Source organism: Mixta gaviniae, assembly GCF_002953195.1.
Taxonomy (GTDB): Bacteria; Pseudomonadota; Gammaproteobacteria; order Enterobacterales; family Enterobacteriaceae; genus Mixta; species Mixta gaviniae.
The window spans coordinates 3,062,981-3,080,329 of record NZ_CP026377.1; the positions used below are offsets into that span (position 1 = coordinate 3,062,981).

General features: G+C 58.6%; 11 protein-coding genes. 5 read left to right on the forward strand and 6 right to left on the reverse strand.

Annotated features, from left to right (window positions below; translation table 11 throughout):
• Positions 1-12 precede the first annotated feature (12 nt).
• The 4 genes from C2E15_RS14235 (at position 13) to rcsB (ending at position 5,078) form a co-directional block, all read left to right on the forward strand.
• Complete coding sequence (locus tag C2E15_RS14235) at positions 13-201, forward strand: hypothetical protein (protein WP_104957954.1); 189 nt, start codon at positions 13-15, stop codon at positions 199-201.
• A gap of 386 nt (positions 202-587) precedes the next feature.
• The gene (locus C2E15_RS14240; protein ID WP_104957955.1) at positions 588-1,742 is read left to right on the forward strand and encodes an MFS transporter; all 1,155 of its coding nucleotides are present in this window, start codon (positions 588-590) and stop codon (positions 1,740-1,742) included.
• Between the two features lie 23 nt (positions 1,743-1,765).
• On the forward strand, positions 1,766-4,423 hold the full coding sequence (rcsD, locus tag C2E15_RS14245; RefSeq protein ID WP_104957956.1) for a phosphotransferase RcsD: 2,658 nt from the start codon (positions 1,766-1,768) through the stop codon (positions 4,421-4,423).
• A 1-nt stretch (position 4,424) separates the two neighbouring features.
• A complete protein-coding gene (gene rcsB, locus C2E15_RS14250; RefSeq protein WP_104957957.1) occupies positions 4,425-5,078 on the forward strand; it encodes a response regulator transcription factor RcsB in 654 nt (217 codons plus the stop codon).
• Positions 5,079-5,145: 67 nt separating this feature from the next.
• On the opposite strand, the gene rcsC is transcribed toward rcsB, so the two are convergent.
• Together rcsC and gyrA are read right to left on the reverse strand one after the other, a co-directional pair.
• Positions 5,146-7,998 (reverse strand): two-component system sensor histidine kinase RcsC, encoded by a 2,853-nt coding sequence (gene rcsC, locus C2E15_RS14255; protein WP_104957958.1) that lies wholly within the window; start codon positions 7,996-7,998, stop codon positions 5,146-5,148.
• A 341-nt stretch (positions 7,999-8,339) separates the two neighbouring features.
• The gene (gene gyrA / locus C2E15_RS14260) at positions 8,340-10,976 is read right to left on the reverse strand and encodes a DNA topoisomerase (ATP-hydrolyzing) subunit A (protein WP_104957959.1); all 2,637 of its coding nucleotides are present in this window, start codon (positions 10,974-10,976) and stop codon (positions 8,340-8,342) included.
• A 174-nt stretch (positions 10,977-11,150) separates the two neighbouring features.
• Between gyrA and ubiG the strand changes: the two genes are divergently transcribed.
• Complete coding sequence (gene ubiG, locus C2E15_RS14265) at positions 11,151-11,870, forward strand: bifunctional 2-polyprenyl-6-hydroxyphenol methylase/3-demethylubiquinol 3-O-methyltransferase UbiG (RefSeq protein WP_104957960.1); 720 nt, start codon at positions 11,151-11,153, stop codon at positions 11,868-11,870.
• Between the two features lie 57 nt (positions 11,871-11,927).
• Here ubiG and kduD read toward each other — a convergent pair whose 3' ends face one another.
• From kduD to C2E15_RS14285, 4 genes are all read right to left on the reverse strand, one after another.
• Positions 11,928-12,689 (reverse strand): 2-dehydro-3-deoxy-D-gluconate 5-dehydrogenase KduD, encoded by a 762-nt coding sequence (gene kduD / locus C2E15_RS14270; protein WP_104957961.1) that lies wholly within the window; start codon positions 12,687-12,689, stop codon positions 11,928-11,930.
• 185 nt (positions 12,690-12,874) lie between these two features.
• On the reverse strand, positions 12,875-13,549 hold the full coding sequence (locus C2E15_RS14275) for an oligogalacturonate-specific porin KdgM family protein (RefSeq protein ID WP_104957962.1): 675 nt from the start codon (positions 13,547-13,549) through the stop codon (positions 12,875-12,877).
• Positions 13,550-13,594: 45 nt separating this feature from the next.
• Positions 13,595-15,649 (reverse strand): right-handed parallel beta-helix repeat-containing protein, encoded by a 2,055-nt coding sequence (locus tag C2E15_RS14280; protein ID WP_104957963.1) that lies wholly within the window; start codon positions 15,647-15,649, stop codon positions 13,595-13,597.
• A 30-nt stretch (positions 15,650-15,679) separates the two neighbouring features.
• On the reverse strand, positions 15,680-17,254 hold the full coding sequence (locus C2E15_RS14285; protein WP_104957964.1) for an MFS transporter: 1,575 nt from the start codon (positions 17,252-17,254) through the stop codon (positions 15,680-15,682).
• Positions 17,255-17,349 lie beyond the last annotated feature (95 nt).

Below are 17,349 nucleotides of genomic sequence, written 5' to 3' on the forward strand. Positions count from 1 at the left end.
AACGAAACGGCCATGGCAATTGGCGAAACGGCCTCGGCAAATGGCGAAACGGCCGCGGCAAATGGCCAAACGGCCGCGGCAAATGGCCAAACGGCCGCGGCAAATGGCGAAACGGCCGCGGCAATTGGCGAAACGGCCGCGGCAATTGGCGAAACGGCCGCGGCGCAGCGCGGCCTCTCTTTCCCGCCAGAGCGAGCCTAAAAAGGAGAACGCGAAACGATGCGTCTGCTGCCGAAAAGCGCCGGCCAAAAGAGAGAGCAGGCTGTCCAACACCCTGTCAGACGGTAAGCGGCCTTAGGGCAGAAGGCGGGCGCGACCCGGCTCTGGAAAACCGGCACGATCGGCGGAAAGGGTTTATTCTTTTTGCAGCGCCACCGGGCTGAGACGCCTGATTTTGCGACTTTTCGCCAGGAACTTTCCTGAAAAAGAGACCCGAAAGGCGAAACTGATTAACAACCTCCATTTTATCGTTTAATAAGCTTGCTGGCACAGAACGGCTGTAGCCGCCCTTCACCCGATGAAACGCTGCGCTGCCGGTTTATTATGTGTTAAAAAGGATCCCCTTTGCGCATTATGGAAAACAAACGATGACCTCAGCAGAAGCTGGACAGGCGCTGAAAAGCCAGACCGCCGCGCAGATGGCGACCCGAATGATCTTTCTGGTGGCCGGCATCGGCATGTCCACCTGGGCACCGCTGGTGCCTTATGCAAAAGATCGTCTGGCGGTGAGCGACGCCGCGCTGGGCGGCCTGCTGCTGTTTCTTGGGCTTGGATCGCTGATCGCCATGCCGCTGACCGGCGCGCTGGTGGGCAAACAGGGCTGCAAACGGGTGATCCTCACCTCTTCCACGCTGCTGCTGGTGCTGTTGCCGCTGATGGCGACCCTCTCTTCGCCGGTGACGCTGGCGATCGTTTTAATGCTGTTCGGCGCCGCCATCGGCACGCTGGACGTGGCGATGAATATTCAGGCCGTTGAGGTGGAAAAGGCGTCGGGACGCACCATGATGTCCGGTTTTCACGGCTTTTACAGCGTCGGCGGCATCGTCGGCGCCGGGCTGGTAAGCGCCCTGCTCTGGCTTGGCCTGTCGCCGCTGCAGTCGGTGCTGTTTGTTCTGCTGCTGCTGGCGCTGCTGCTGCTCGGCAGCCAGCGCTGGCTGCTGACCGAGCGGATGCATCAATCCGATACGCCGCTGTTCGTTCTGCCGCGCGGCTGGGTGCTGTTCCTCGGGCTACTCTGCTTTATCCTGTTTCTGACCGAAGGCGCGGTGCTGGACTGGAGCGCGCTGCTGCTGACTCAGGAGCGCGGCCTGCCGGCGGCGCAGGCGGGCCTTGGCTATGCCGTCTTCTCGGTCGCCATGAGCATCGGCCGTCTTACCGGCGATCGCATCGTCAACCGCTTCAGCAACCGCGCCGTGCTGACCGGCGGCTGCCTGTGCGCGGCACTCGGCGTGCTGCTGCTGATCGGCGTCGACAGCGCCGCCATCGCGCTCTGCTCTTTTCTCCTTATCGGCTTCGGCGCGGCGAATACGGTGCCGATTTTATTCAGCGCCGCCGGCCGCCAGACGGTGATGCCGGTAAATCTTGCTATCTCAGCCATGACAACTATCGGTTATGCCGGTATTCTGGCAGGTCCGGCATTAATTGGTTTTGTGGCGCACGGGTTTAGTCTGGTGACCGCTTTCGCGGCCATCGTGGTACTCCTGGTGGCGGTTGCTGCCAGCGCACGGCTGGTGACACGTTAAATGATCAGGTACTCCCTTTCACTATGATGTACAAGTTTCCTTTATCCTCCAGCAACGTTACGCGTTTCTTCGTAATGTTCATCCTGCTGCTGTTGCTGGCGTTGGGCTTTATGGTCCATAACGCGGTCAACGCCTGGCTGATGGAAAAACGCTACGCGATGGCGGATATCACCCATGCGGTGCAGAAGCGCATCGACACTTATCGCTTCGCCACCTGGCAAATTTATGAAAATCTGGCGGCCAGCGCCGCCGGCAGTACGCCGTCGGCCAGCCTGCAAGAGACGCGGCTGCGTCCTGACGTCTACTATCTGGAAAAAACGCGCCGCAAAACCGAGGCGCTGATTTTCGGCTCGCACGATAGCAGCACGCTGGATATGACGCTGCGCATGTCCAACTACCTGGATACGCTCTGGGGCGCGGAGAACAGCACCTGGTCGATGTATTTTCTTAACGGCCAGGACAACAGCCTGATCCTGATCTCTACCCTGCCGCTGAAGGATATGGCGACGCGCTATAAAGAGAGCGCCATCAGCAATATCGTCGAGGCGCGCCGCGCCGAGATGCTGCAGCAGGCGAACGCGCTGGACGAACGGGAAAGCTTTTCGCCGCTGCGCCGTTTTGCCTGGCAAAACGATCACTACTTTACCGTGCGCACCACCTTTAATCAGCCGGGCCATCTCGCCACCGTGGTGGCGTTTGATATGCCGATCAACGACCTGATCCCGCACAATATGCCGCTGGAGAACTTCCAGCTGAAACAGGATGCAGCGCTGACCACCCCGGTGGAAAGCGATGATGAGATGCTGAACACCCGCATCACCTTTAACAATCCCAATGTAGAGATCGCCGCCTCACTGCCCAGCACGCCGCTGCAGCTGATTTACCGCATTCCGCTCAGCACCCTCGCCTGGGATACGCTACGCAACCTGATGTGGCCGCTGATCGTCGATCTGCTGTTGCTGCTGATGTCGCTGGCGGGCCTGTTCCTGCTGCGTCAGCAATCGCTGCGTCCGGGCGAAAACCAGAGCGCCGAACTTGATTCGCTGCGCCTGCTAAACGAAGAGATCGTCTCCAGCCTGCCGGTTGGTCTGCTGGTCTATGACTTCGCCAGTAACCGCACCATTATCAGCAATAAGATCGCCGAGCATCTGCTGCCGCATCTCAACCTGCAGAAGATCGTTAATATGTCCGACCAGCATCAGGGCGTGTTGCAGGCGACGGTAAATAACGAGGTGTATGAGATCCGCCATGCGCGCAGCCACCATTCGCCGCATACGCAGCTGTTTATGATGCGCGATCAGGATCGCGAACTGCTGGTGAACAAAAAACTGCAGAAGGCGCAGCAGGTGCTGGACCGCAACCATCAGCTGCGTCAGCAACTGATGCAAAACCTGGGGCATGCGCTGCATCGTCCGCTGCAGGCGGTGGTGACGCAGCTGCAGGCGCTGAGCGACGCCAGCAACGACGACCAGGCGCTGGACGCGCTGGAAAACAGCCAGGCGCTGGCGCGTCTGGTGGATGATATCGTGCTGCTGAACCGGCTGGAAACCCACGACTGGGCGCCGGACGCCAGCTCGTTCAATCTGCAGGCGCTGCTGGATCAGCTGACGCTGGAGCTATTGCCGCTGTCGCGCCGCAAAGGGCTGACGTTGCTGGTGCGTAACCATCTGAACAGCGACGAGATGCGCTTCGGCGACAGCCGCGCTATCTATAAAGTGCTTTCTACCCTGCTGCACTATTCGCTGACCACCACCAGCTGGGGCAAGATTTCGCTGGAGGTCGACTCGCCCGCCGACCGGCCCGATCGGCTCAATATTCAGATCGTCGATACCGGCGCCGGGCTGACGCGCGACGAGCTGGGCAATAATGATTTCCCGTTCCTCGGCGAAACCTCCGGGGATCGTTTCGGCCAGGCTTCCGGGCTCGCCTTTTTCCTCTGCCGCCAGCTGTGCAAACAGATGGGCGGGCATCTGGAGATTGTGGCGCGGCCCGATATCGGCACGCGCTACAGCATTCTGCTGCACGTGCCGCCTGAACATCAACAGCAGCAGGAAGAGAAGCTGCTGGAAGATGTCACCATGCTTATCGACATCGCCGTCGATGACATTCGTAAGATCGTGACCCATCAGCTGGAAAACTGGGGCGCGAAGTGCATTACGCCGGACGAGCGTTTAGCCGGCGTGACGCACGATATCCTGATCGCTGACGATCCGGCACGCCTTTCCGGCTGGTCGCTGTTGCTGACGGATAACGAACTGGGCTTTACCGCCCTGAATGAACAGCAGTACCGGGTTAACTTTAACCTCAGTAGCGCTCTGCAGGACGCGCTGTTGCAGCTGATTGAGAAACAGCTCTCGCAGGACATGTCGCCCATGGAGGAAGATGACGCGGAAGAGGCCGTCCCATTGTTAAGCGGCGGTTACTACCAGCTATTTGTCGAGACAGTACCGGAAGATGTAGAGAGACTGTATACTGAGGCGTCGAACAGGGATTACGCGACGCTTGCTCAGACGGCACATCGCCTGAAAGGGGTATTTGCCATGCTAAATCTGGCACCCGGCAAGGAGCTTTGTGAAAAGCTGGAACAGCAAATTAAAGCGAGTGACGATTTAAACATCAAAAATACCACCAGTGATATTGACGCCTATGTCAACGAACTGCTGCAGCAAGGTAACCAATAAGATGAATAATTTGAACGTAATTATTGCCGATGACCATCCAATTGTTCTGTTTGGCATTCGTAAGTCTCTTGAACAGATTGAATGGGTCAACGTAGTTGGTGAGTTTGAAGACTCGACAGCACTGATTAACAGCCTTTCCAAACTGGACGCTAACGTCCTGATCACCGATCTCTCCATGCCTGGCGAAAAGTATGGCGACGGCATCACGCTGATCAAATATATCAAGCGCCACTATCCCGATCTGTCGATTATCGTTCTGACCATGAACAATAACCCGGCAATCCTCAGCGCCGTGCTGGATCTGGATATTGAAGGCATCGTGCTGAAACAGGGTGCGCCGACCGACCTGCCGAAAGCGCTGGCGGCACTGCAGAAAGGGAAGAAATATACCCCGGAAAGCGTGGCCAAGCTGCTGGAGAAAATCAGCGCCGGCGGCTATGGCGATAAGCGCCTGTCGCCGAAAGAGAGCGAGGTTCTGCGCCTGTTCGCCGAAGGCTTCCTGGTGACGGAAATCGCCAAGAAGCTGAACCGCAGCATCAAAACCATCAGCAGCCAGAAAAAATCAGCAATGATGAAGCTGGGCGTTGATAACGATATCGCTCTGTTGAACTACCTCTCCTCCGTCAGCACCACTCCGCAGCCGGATAAAGAGTAACGGCCCCTCAGGCCGTTGTATGACGCGTCAGGGACGACGCGTTACGCGCGTCGCCCTCTCTTCTGCCTTACTGATCGCGTACCTTTCTTACCCGCTCCGCATAGATCGCCAGCGCGGTTTTCAATGTCTCCAGCGTCACCGGCTTCGACAGACAGTTATCCATCCCCGCCTCCATACAACGCTGCTTCTCTTCCGCCAGCGCGTTCGCCGTTACGCCGATAATCGGGAAGGTTTGCCCCAGCTGACGCAAACGCTGCGTCAGGCGGTAGCCGTCCATATTGGGCATGTTAACGTCGGTCAATACGATATCGATCTCGCTGCGGCTGATAACATTCAGCGCATCAACGCCGTCCTGCGCGGTTTTTACCCGGTAGCCGAGCGAGCCGAGCTGTTCAGAGAGCAGCATACGGTTAATCGGGTGATCGTCCACCACCAACACCAGAATGTCGTGGTTATCGACGCCCTGCTGCGCCGGCACCGGCAGCGACGCCAGGCCGTCCGGCACGCTCACCTCTACGCTGTAGATCTGGCCCAGCAGCGTCGGCAGATCGTGCGGCATGGCGGTGCTGTGAACCCAGCGCCCCGGCGACAGCTCATACGGCGTATCGATATGGGCGCCGTCAAAGACGATCACCGCGCGCGCCGGCTGTTCCGGCTGGAAAGCGTAGTCGGCAATAATCACATCGTCCGGCTGCCACGCCTGATCATCCAGCCGCGTCACCTGAATACCGTGCGCCAGCAGCAGGCGCGTCAGGAAGGCGGCGAGGAAATCGTTGCGCAGCGCCAGCCAGACCTGTTTATCCTGCAGCCCTTCATGCGGCACCGGCGTCATCATCTGGCTGTTATAGAGCGGAATGCGCACGATAAACTGGCTGCCCATGCCTGGCTCCGACTCCACTTCAATATCGCCGTCCATCATATTGATCAGCTTTTCACAGATCGCCAGGCCAAGCCCGGTGCCCTGGAAGTTGCGCTGCACGCCGGTCCCCACCTGGAAGAAGGGGTCGAACAGCCGGGTGATCTCTTTGGCGGCGATGCCAACGCCGGTATCACGCACCCGTACCGCCAGGTAGCCCTCTTTGACGTAGGCGTGCAGAATAATGCAGCCGGTATGGGTAAATTTAATGGCGTTATTCAGCAGGTTAGAGACCACCTGCTGCAGACGCATCGGATCGCCATCCAGCGCCACCGGCACGTCATATTCAATAAAGCAGTAGAGCGTCAGGCGCTTTTTCACCACCAGCGACAGGTAGTTGGCGGTGATATGGGTGATCACCTCGCGCGGGGCGAAAGGCCGCGGCTCGATCTGCAGCTGCTCCGATTCGATTTTCGAAAAGTCGAGAATATCGCTGATGATTTTCAGCAGCAGGCTGGAGGAGTTGTTCATCGCCGTCACCAGCGAATCGACCCCTTTTGGCAGTTGCTTGGTCTGCAGCAGATCGAGGTTGCCGATAATGCCGTAGAGCGGCGTGCGCAGCTCGTGACTGACGGTGGCGAGGAACATCGATTTGGACTGGCTGGCCTGCTCGGCCGCCTGCGCCATCTCCTGCAGCGACTCCTCCATTTTCACGCGGGCGCTGACATCAACCAGCACACAGATCGCCACGTTTTCATTGCGGTAGCGCGAATGAACGAAGCTGATCTGCAGGTTGGTGTTGCTGCCGGTGAGCAGATCCACGAAGTTAACCTGCTGGCCGCTGATGATCTCCGTCAGCTTCTGTCGGTCCTCCTGCGTCAGCATCGTCAGGTAGTTGTGCGCCAGCTCGTTACTGAGGATATTGGTGCCGTCGCGGGTGCGCAGAATACAGATGCCGACCGGCGCGGAGGCGACAATCTTGCGGTTAAACTGCTCATGCTCCTCCAGCCGGTGCGCATTCTCCTCCGCCGGCAGGAACATGCGACGCTCGAACAGCCAGGCGAGGGTAAACAGGATAATGGCGCTGATCAGGTTGAGCAGGATGGCGTTGATCATCAGCAGCTTCAGGCGATCGACCAGCACCTCGGTCGGCACCGAATAGACGATGCTCAGGTTGGAAGGGTGCAGCGTTTTCTTCAGCACCAGCTGTTTGTAGCTGTCGACATAGCCGAACCAGGCTTTGTCGCCGGGCAGATCGTCCAGCGAAAAGGCGACGCGTCCGCGATTTGAGGAAAGCACCGGCTGGTTCGCTTCGTCAATCAACGTGGCGGTGACCGGCAGGCTGCCTGGCGTGACGAAATCATCAAGGCGAATATTCTGCTCGATGCCGAGCAGCGCCTCCAGCTTGTTGGCGACATAGATCGGCGTCACCATATAGAAATAGCCGACGCCCGGCTGGCCGTTGTTACTGACCCAGTAAAGGCTGCTTTTGCGCTCATCCGCGCTGCTGTTGCGATAGCGCAGGATACGTTCGTGCAGCGTTTTTACCGTGCGCTCGCGATCTACCGAGCCGTTGCCGATGCCGAAATCGGCCATGCAAAGCCCCTCGCCGCCGATAAAGAAGACGCGGTTCAGTTCATAGGCGGAAGCGAAGTTGGTTTTCCAGTAGTTAAGGAAGTAGCTGAGCGACTCCAGCGAGCTGCGCCAGGTGTTGCTCATCGCCGCGCAGTTGGAATTGTCGACTAGCGGGTAGAACTGCGGCAGCGTCGCCTTGCCGGGGAAGACGCCGTTAAGCGGATCGGTGCCGCTGGCGCTGCTGCTGAGGCGGTTTTCCGCAATGTATTTCAGCTCCCGGGTGATATCCGCCGAATGACGCACATACCACTGCGCCTGATCGTAGTTAAGCGTGAACTCCTGACGCACCTGCGCTTCCTGCGTGTGCAGCACGCTGATAATGTAGAACGCGGTTAACAGCGCGCCCAGCGACCAGAGCATAAGCGCCAGCGCGCGAAACAGGTAGCGGGAGATCCTGAGCGTAGTGCGAAACGAAACGAGATATTTCAAGGGAAACCTGGGCGCAACCGCCAATAAGTAAACTTTTTTTGATCCCGCTACAGTACCGTCAGGCGGTGAAAAAAGCCAGATTCGCGTCCTCTATTGTCGCTTTATCAGACTGATTGCCGGCTGAAAAAGCGCGTCTGGAGAGGCAGGGTTGGCTATAGCGTTCGCGAGCGTTTGGGCCATCCGGCCCCGGTTCAGGTTCAGGTTCAGGTTCAGGTCAGGTCAGGTCAGGTCAGGTCAGGTCAGGTCAGGTCAGGTCAGGTTAATCGGAACGATCCCCGATCGCGGCATCCGCACCATAAAAAAAGGCCGGTCAGACCGGCCTTTTTATCCTGAAGGGAAGATTACTCCTCTTCGCCTTCCGGGATGTCATCGTCAGTTTCCACTTCCGGGGCGATATCCTCCTCCCCTTCCGCGACGCTGCCGTCAATGGCGTCCAGCTCTTCTTCTTCAACCGGCTCCGCCACGCGCTGCAGCCCGACCACGTTCTCATCGGCCGCGGTACGGATCAGGATCACGCCCTGCGTGTTACGGCCAACTACGCTGACTTCCGATACGCGGGTACGCACCAGGGTGCCGGCATCGGTGATCATCATGATCTGATCGCCATCCACCACCTGCACCGCGCCGATAACCGGCCCGTTGCGTTCCGTCACCTTGATGGAGATAACGCCCTGCGTCGCACGCGACTTGGTCGGATATTCGCTGTTGGCGGTACGCTTGCCATAGCCATTCTGCGTGACCGTCAGAATCGCGCCCTCTTCCTGCGGCACGATCAGCGATACCACGCGATCCCCTTCCGCCAGCTTGATGCCGCGTACGCCGGAGGCAGTACGGCCCATGGCGCGGACGGCCTGCTCGGAGAAGCGCACCACTTTGCCCGCCGCGGAGAACAGCATCACTTCGTTGCTGCCCTCGGTCAGCGCCACGCCGATCAGCTCGTCATCTTCACGCAGGTTGACGGCGATAATGCCAGCGCTGCGCGGACGGCTAAACTCGGTCAGCGAGGTTTTCTTCACGGTGCCGCTGGCGGTCGCCATAAAGATATTGGTGCCTTCGGTGTATTCACGCACCGGCAGAATGGCGGTGATACGCTCGTTGGCTTCCAGCGGCAGCAGGTTGACGATCGGACGTCCGCGCGCGCCACGGCTTGCTTCCGGCAGCTGGTAGACCTTCATCCAGTAGAGACGGCCACGGCTGGAGAAGCAGAGGATGGTGTCGTGGGTATTGGCCACCAGCAGACGGTCGATAAAGTCCTCTTCCTTGATGCGCGCGGCTGATTTGCCTTTGCCGCCGCGACGCTGCGCTTCGTAATCTGAAAGCGGCTGATACTTCACGTAGCCCTGATGCGACAGGGTGACAACCACATCTTCCTGATTGATCAGATCTTCGATATTGATATCGGCGCTGTTGGCGGTGATTTCGGTACGACGCTGGTCGCCGAACTGATCGCGGATCGCTTCCAGCTCTTCGCGAATCACTTCCATCAGGCGCTCGGCGCTTTCCAGGATATGCAGCAGCTCCGCGATCTGCGTCAGCAGCTCTTTGTACTCATCCAGCAGCTTTTCATGCTCCAGACCGGTCAGCTTTTGCAGACGCAGATCGAGGATCGCCTGTGCCTGCTGCTCGGTCAGGTGGTAGCGGCCGTCACGGATGCCGAACTCCTCTTCCAGCCATTCCGGACGCGCAGCGTTATCGCCCGCACGCTCCAGCATTGCGGCGACGTTGCCCAGCTCCCAGGATTGCGCCACCAGGCCCGCTTTTGCTTCAGCCGGGTTCGGCGCATGACGGATCAGCTCGATAATCGGATCGATATTCGCCAGCGCAATCGCCAGACCCTCAAGGATATGGGCGCGATCGCGCGCTTTGCGCAGTTCGAAAATGGTGCGGCGCGTCACTACTTCACGACGATGACGCACGAAGGCTTCCAGAATCTCCTTCAGGGTCATGATCTTCGGCTGGCCCTGATGCAGCGCCACCATGTTGATACCGAAAGAGACCTGCAGCTGCGTCAGCGAGTAAAGGTTATTCAGCACCACTTCCGCTACCGCGTCGCGCTTCACTTCGATCACGATGCGCATGCCATCTTTATCGGACTCGTCGCGCAGCGCGCTGATGCCTTCGATACGTTTGTCTTTGACCAGCTCGGCGACTTTCTCAATCAGGCGCGCTTTGTTGACCTGATAGGGAATTTCGTGAATGACGATGGTCTCGCGGCCGGTTTTGGCATCGGTTTCTACCTCGCCGCGGGCGCGAATGTAGATTTTGCCGCGTCCGGTGCGGTAGGCCTCTTCAATGCCGCGACGGCCATTGATAATGGCGGCGGTCGGGAAATCGGGACCAGGGATATGCTCCATCAGCCCTTCGACGCTGATGTTCTCATCGTCGATATACGCCAGGCAGCCGTTAATGACCTCGGTGAGGTTATGCGGCGGAATATTGGTGGCCATACCGACGGCGATGCCTGACGAGCCGTTCACCAGCAGGTTAGGGATTTTGGTCGGCAGGACTTCCGGAATCTGCTCGGTGCCGTCATAGTTCGGCACGAAATCGACGGTCTCTTTTTCCAGATCCGCCAGCAGCTCGTGGGCAATTTTCGCCATGCGCACTTCGGTGTAACGCATCGCCGCGGCGGAGTCGCCGTCGATGGAACCAAAGTTGCCCTGGCCATCCACCAGCATATAGCGCAGCGAGAACGGCTGGGCCATACGGACAATGGTGTCGTAAACGGCGGAGTCGCCGTGCGGGTGATATTTACCGATGACGTCGCCAACGACACGGGCAGATTTTTTGTAAGGTTTGTTCCAGTCGTTCCCCAGCACGCTCATAGCATAAAGCACGCGACGATGGACCGGCTTCAGGCCATCGCGAACATCTGGTAATGCACGGCCAACGATGACCGACATGGCGTAATCGAGATAAGAACTCTTCAGTTCTTCCTCAATATTAACCGGTGTGATTTCTCTGGCAAGGTCGCTCATGGAGCCGCTATCCCTCTACATTTATCCCGGATTTAAAGGTGCGAAAGTATATCACATTGCAACCCGCCGGTGAACGGAAAGCGGTGTTTTAAGCGCGCTTTACTGTTTGCCTCGCCGTGCCGATCGCCGCCAGAAGATGTATACTCCGGAAAACTGTGTCAGGAGTGAAAAAAGATGAGTGTGAGCGCGCGTGCAAGCAATGTGGATCATGACGAAATCGCGAAATTTGAAGCGGTAGCGTCACGCTGGTGGGATATGGAAGGCGAATTTAAGCCGCTGCACCGCATCAACCCGCTGCGTCTTGGCTATATCGCCCAGCACAACGGCGGGCTGTTCGGCAAGAAGGTGCTGGATGTCGGCTGCGGCGGTGGCATTCTGGCGGAAAGCATGGCGCGTGAAGGTGCGCAGGTGACCGGACTGGATATGGGCGCCGAGCCGCTGGAAGTGGCGCGTCTGCATGCGCTGGAGAGCGGCGTCAACGTTGACTATATCCAGCAGACGGTCGAAGATCATGCCGAACAGCATGCCGGAAGCTATGACATCGTCACCTGTATGGAGATGCTCGAGCATGTGCCGGACCCGCGTTCGGTGGTGCAGGCGTGCGCAAAGCTGGTGAAGCCGGGCGGCGAGGTGTTCTTCTCCACCATTAACCGCAACGCCAAAGCCTGGCTGATGGCGGTGATCGGCGCGGAATATGTGCTGCGCATGGTGCCGCGCGGCACCCATGACGCGAAGAAATTCATCCGTCCGGCGGAACTGTTGAACTGGGTGGACGAAACGCCGCTGCGCGAGAAGCATATTATCGGCCTGCACTACAACCCGCTGCGCGACACCTTCCGCCTCGCGCCGGGCGTGGACGTCAACTACATGCTGCATACCCATCACGGCGACTAAGCGTCGGCCGGCTTTCTGTTAACAGGCGACCGCCAGGTCGCCTTTTTTATATGCACCCTAGCGCGCCAGCCAGCCGCCGTCCACCGCCAGCGTATAGCCGCTGATATAATCGGCGGCGGCGGAGGCGAGAAACACCACCGGCCCCTTCAGATCCTGCGGCATCCCCCAGCGCCCGGCGGGAATACGATCGAGGATCGCGGCGCTACGCGCGCTGTCTTCGCGCAGCTGCTGCGTATTGTTGGTTGCCATATAGCCGGGCGCGATAGCGTTGACATTGATCTTATGCGCCGCCCACTCGTTGGCCATCAGGCGCGTCAGCCCCATTACCGCGCTTTTCGAGGCGGTATAGGAAGGCACGCGGATGCCGCCCTGGAAGGAGAGCATCGAGGCGATATTGATAATCTTGCCGCCGCCGCCCTGGCTAATGAACTGACGCGCCGCCGCCTGCGCCATAAAAAACACCGTCTTGCTGTTGATGTTCATCACGTCATCCCAGTTCTGCTCGCTGAACGCAATCGCGTCCTGACGTCGGATAATCCCGGCGTTGTTCACCAGAATATCGAGATGGCCGAACTCAGCGACCGCTGCGGCTATCAGCGCCGGGATCCCCTCCTGCCGACTGAGATCCGCCTTCAGGCTTAAGAAGCGGCGGCCGGCCGCCTCGACCTTGCCGGCGGTCTCCAGTGGCTCAACCACGTTGACGCCGACAATATCGCAGCCTGCCTCCGCCAGACCGATCGCCATCCCCTGCCCCAAACCGGTATCGCAGCCGGTGACCATCGCCACTTTTCCCTGCAGGGAGAAGCTATTAAGAATCATATTTTTTCCTTTTCTGCGCCGGTGAAATGCGCGCGTCGTTCAGGGAGTATTCCCGCTCAGCCCCGGTGAAATGTGCCCGTTACTCAGGGGATTTCCCGCTCAGCGCCTCTGTCGCGCGCTGTTGCGCGGCGACCGGGGCGCGCCTTTTAGCGCCGTGCCGTACGGCGTCATACATTCATCACAAGTTAAAAACTGTATTGAATGCCGGTGCGCATACGCGTTTGCCGTTCGTCGCTATTTTTACGCACGCTGATATTGCCCAGTTCGATATAGGGGGCCAGCATTTTGCTGTATTTCCAGCGCAGTTTGAGATTATGTTCATAATCCCACTTTTTATTATTAAAACGGATCTGGTCGCTGTGTTTATAGATATAGTTATATTCAATGCGCCAGTCGGTAAAGTTGTAGCCGAGCCAGAATTCGCCGCGGTTGGTTTTCATATCCTCTTTATCGGCTTTGGTCTCGCGTTGATATTCATAGCGGTAGCGGCCGTTAAGGTAAAAGCCGTTTTTGAAATCGTAGCCGGCTAACAACAGCGGCTTATAAATGCTGCTGTTGCTGCCCGATTCCAGGATAAAGCCAGGCTGGACGAACCAGCGCGGTGTGACTTTATATTGCCAGGTCACGCTGCTTTCGGTGCCGTTGCTGACGGTATCGTTGAAGGCTTTATTCGGATCGTCGCCGCCCGATTTCCACTTGCTCTCCAGCGCAAAGCCGATACCGTTGGCGAAGCGGTGCGACACGGTGATGCGATCCTTATGCACCCGGCTGTCATCCTGCCATTCGTGCCGATAATCCAGCGTCACGGCGGAGGCGGAGGCCGAGAGCAGCCCGCAGACAATAACGATCTGTTTGTTCATGGCGTAATCCCTTTGGTATAGATGTTTTTATTGTTTTATCCGTTATTATTTTTCGCTTTTGAGAAAAGCGTTGGTGCTATCAATATTCCCGCTGACTGCATCCGGATAAAGACCGGGTTTGCTGCGCAGTGAAATATTATTTTCGAAACTGCCCTGTTTTTCCGGCTGCGTATAAGGGCCGGGGCGGAAGATGAAATTAAAGCGATGATTATCGACAGCGATATTATTTTTCAGCTGCAGCGCGCCGGGATTAAAATTATCGGTAAAGCCGTCCATGCCGTTTTCTATCGCCACGCTGTCGAAAACGCGATGGGCTACCGGGATCCCTTCGCCGCCCAGCTTGAAGCCATTATTCACGTTGCGCAGCGCCACGCTGTTCTCAATGACCACCACACCGTTTGGCCCATCCTCAATTTTATTAAACAGATCGTAGCCGTCGTCGACATTGTCGTGGGAGAAGCAGGCGACCAGCCGGTTGCCCTCGCCGACGCGCATTTTTACCGCAAAGCCGTCGGCATTGATCATGCCGGGATCTTTATTGCCCCAGGATTCGGAGTGAGAAACCCTGTTGTGGCTGGCCCAGAGTGCGCGACCGATGCCGGGCGGCGAGGCGATCCAGATGCCGGTGTCATCCGCCTGCCAGGCGGTGACGCGATTAATCAGGTTATGGCTGCCGGCGATGGCGAAGCTTTTCGTCGTGACGCCGATGCCTTCGATATCCCAGTAGCTGGCGGCGAGCCGCAGGCCGTGAAACACCGCCCGCTCGCCCATCGGCCGCAGACGTTTACGCTGACCTGGCGCGCCGCTGACCGCCGCCGACAGCGTAGTGTCAGGGTAGTCGCCGTCCGCCAGCCACAGCACGCCGCCCGGTGCCAGCAATGCCGCCGCGCTGGCAACATCAAGCGGATGCGCCCGGCTGCCGTCGTTTTCTGCCTTCCCCTGCGGCGAGGCGTAAAGCGCATTCACATCCGCCACCTGTTTCCGGCTCACCTGCAGCTGCCCGTGCAGGGTCTCGCCGTCGGCCAGCGTCAGCGTATAACGGAGCGGCGTGGTCTCCGCCTTCAGCGTCAGCGGCACGCTAACCACCTCGCCCGCTTTTACCGCCACGCCGCGCGCTTGCTCAACGCCACCGCTGCTCAGCGTCAGCGCGCCGTCACTGTCGCTGCGTAGCCGGAACGCATAGTCAGACGCACCGGCGAGCGACGCCGAAGCGATCTCCACCTGGGCGGGCGGCGCTTTTGCGATAAAAGGTTTGCCCGGCGCCGCCTGGCGCGGTGTGAGCGTGAGTTTCGCCTGATGCACCGTCATGCGGGCGTTACGCGCGGCGAAGAAGCCGACATAGTAGCTTTCGCTATCCAGCACCGTGACCCGATCGGCGTCTCCGGTTTGTTGCGTCACCCAGCGGTCGCTGCCGACGGGTGCCCATGCGGCGGTAAAGCCTGCCTCAGTGCGCGCCAGCCGCAGGCGAAAGCGTGGGGTTTGGCGGAGATCGATATTTTGTTGCACCGGCTGGCGCTGGATCGTCACGCCGGTATTGCCCCAGCTCTGCTTCACGCCATTGCGCGCGATCAGCATCGCCTGCACCCGGTGATGCGACGCCTTATCCTGGGTGATGATGGCGTTCATCGCCATATTGGCGGCGGCGGGAAACTCTTCGTAACCGGGCTGGATCGTCTCCAGCCGTGGTTTACCGATCGCGTCACGCGCCAGCAGGCCGGCGCCCTCCTGCCCGGCGGGCATCGCGCCGTTTTCCGGGCCGAACTGATCGATGCTCACTTCCGCTTCCAGCGTCATATTGGCGCTGGCGGGCAGCTGAGCGTAATAAAAGGTCAGGCCGTCATGGCTGTTGCCGATTTTGCCGCCGCGGCTCTCAAGGACGGCAGGCAGCCGCAGCCTGCCCGCCGTCGCGTCGGCCTGCCCGTCGGCGAAAGTGACCTGATTGACGCCGACCTTCTCCGGCAGCACATTGGTCGCGAAATTTTTATCGGTGGACTGGCCAAACGTGACGGCGCGCCACTGCAGGCTTTCTGCCGTCGGCAGAGCAGCGGCGGCCCAGGCGCCGCCGCAGGCGCTCAGCAGTAGCAAAGGAATGAGTTTCATAACGTTCTCCCTGAGAATCGCGACGCGCGATCAGTGCGACGTCTGGGGCGCAGGCGGCGGTGTGGTTTCATCAGCCGGCGGCGCCAGTTTCATTTTTCGGCAGATGTCGCTACGCCCCCAGCACTGCTCATAGGGGTAGCCCACCAGCGCTTCGATCACTTCGCGCACCTCCGGTTTGATCTCGCTGATCTCGCCGCCCGCCTTGATGCGCGCCACCTCTTCCAGCACCACCAGGTGCGTTTTACGGTTAAGCAGCATCTGGCGGCTGAAGAAGATAGCGATAAGCGCCAGCGCAATCACCCCACCAAAGAAGACCCAGGAAATGGCGGTCATCGCGCTTTCCGGCTGGGTATGGGATTTCGACTGGAAACCGAAATAGCTGAGGATGGCGCCCATGGTGAAGACGATAATCGAGCGCACAATTTTGCCGGAGAAGGTCATCGCGCCAGCGTAGATGCCTTCGCGGCGGCGGCCGGTAAACACCTCATCGATATCCGCCAGGAAGGTGTAGACCGTCCAGGGGATGTAGTAGACGCCGCCGGTACCGAGGCCGAAAATCACCGTAATACCGACGATAACAAAATAGGCTGGCGGCCCGGAAAGGTGCAGGAAGTGCAGCAGCGAGTAGCAGCAGACGGCAAAAATCACGATGCTCAGCGCCCAGGTATAGGGCTTGCTGAAGCCGTTTTTCACGCACAGGCCGATAAAAATTGCGGTGGAGATCAGCTGCAGCACCGCGTTGAGGCTGTTCAGCCCGGCGAGGATCGCCGGATCGTAGAGCAGCACAAACACCACGTAGTAGGTAAATACCGAGGCGAACAGCCACTCCGCGCCGAAGCCGAACAGGTACATGCCGAGATGTTTGCGGAACACGCGCAGATAAAAGGTGGACTGCATATCGCGCGCCAGCGCGCAGACGGTTTTCCACAGCGACTGTTTCTGGCGGGCGATCTCGCCCTGCTCTTCCCGCTCCCAGGTAAAGAGCCACAGCAGACCGATGGCGATAAACAGGATCGCGCCGTAAGTCAGGCCGGTGTAGAAAAAGGGGCGCGCCGACTCCTTGCCGTACAGCAGAATAAACTGTCCGGGGATCAGCGCGGCGAGGAAGTTAGCGATTTTACCGAAGATCGCTTTATAGCCGGTGAGCTTGGAGCGTACCGCGAAATCGTCGGTCATCTCGGTAGCCAGCGTCTCGTAGGGCACCATTACCGAGGTGTAGATCAGTTCAAAAAGCACGTAGGTAGAGAGGTAATACCAGAAGCCGAAGCCCTCTACCCACAGCAGCGGATAGAAGATCATCAGCGGCGCGCCAATTAACAGAAAAAACCGGCGGCGGCCGAAATGTTTGCCCAGCCAGGTATTGCCGAAGTTATCGGTGAGGTAGCCCATTAAAGGGTTGCTGATGGCGTCAATGATGCTGGCGACAGAGAAGATAAACGAGGCCTCCAGCAGCGAGAGGCCGCAGAAGGTGGTGTAAAAATAGAGCAGCCAGGCGCCGGCAATCGCCAGCGCGCCGCTACCCAGCAGATTGCCGCCGCCATAGGCCAGCTGATGGCCGAAGCCGATGCGCCTTTCTTTTCCCGCTGCAGAGGTTGTCCTGGTCATAGTGATAAATCCCTTTTAATTGAACCATTGTTTCAACTTTATTGAATGGTTATTTTATAAAAGCATAATCCAGGAAATAACGTGATAGCGCTCGC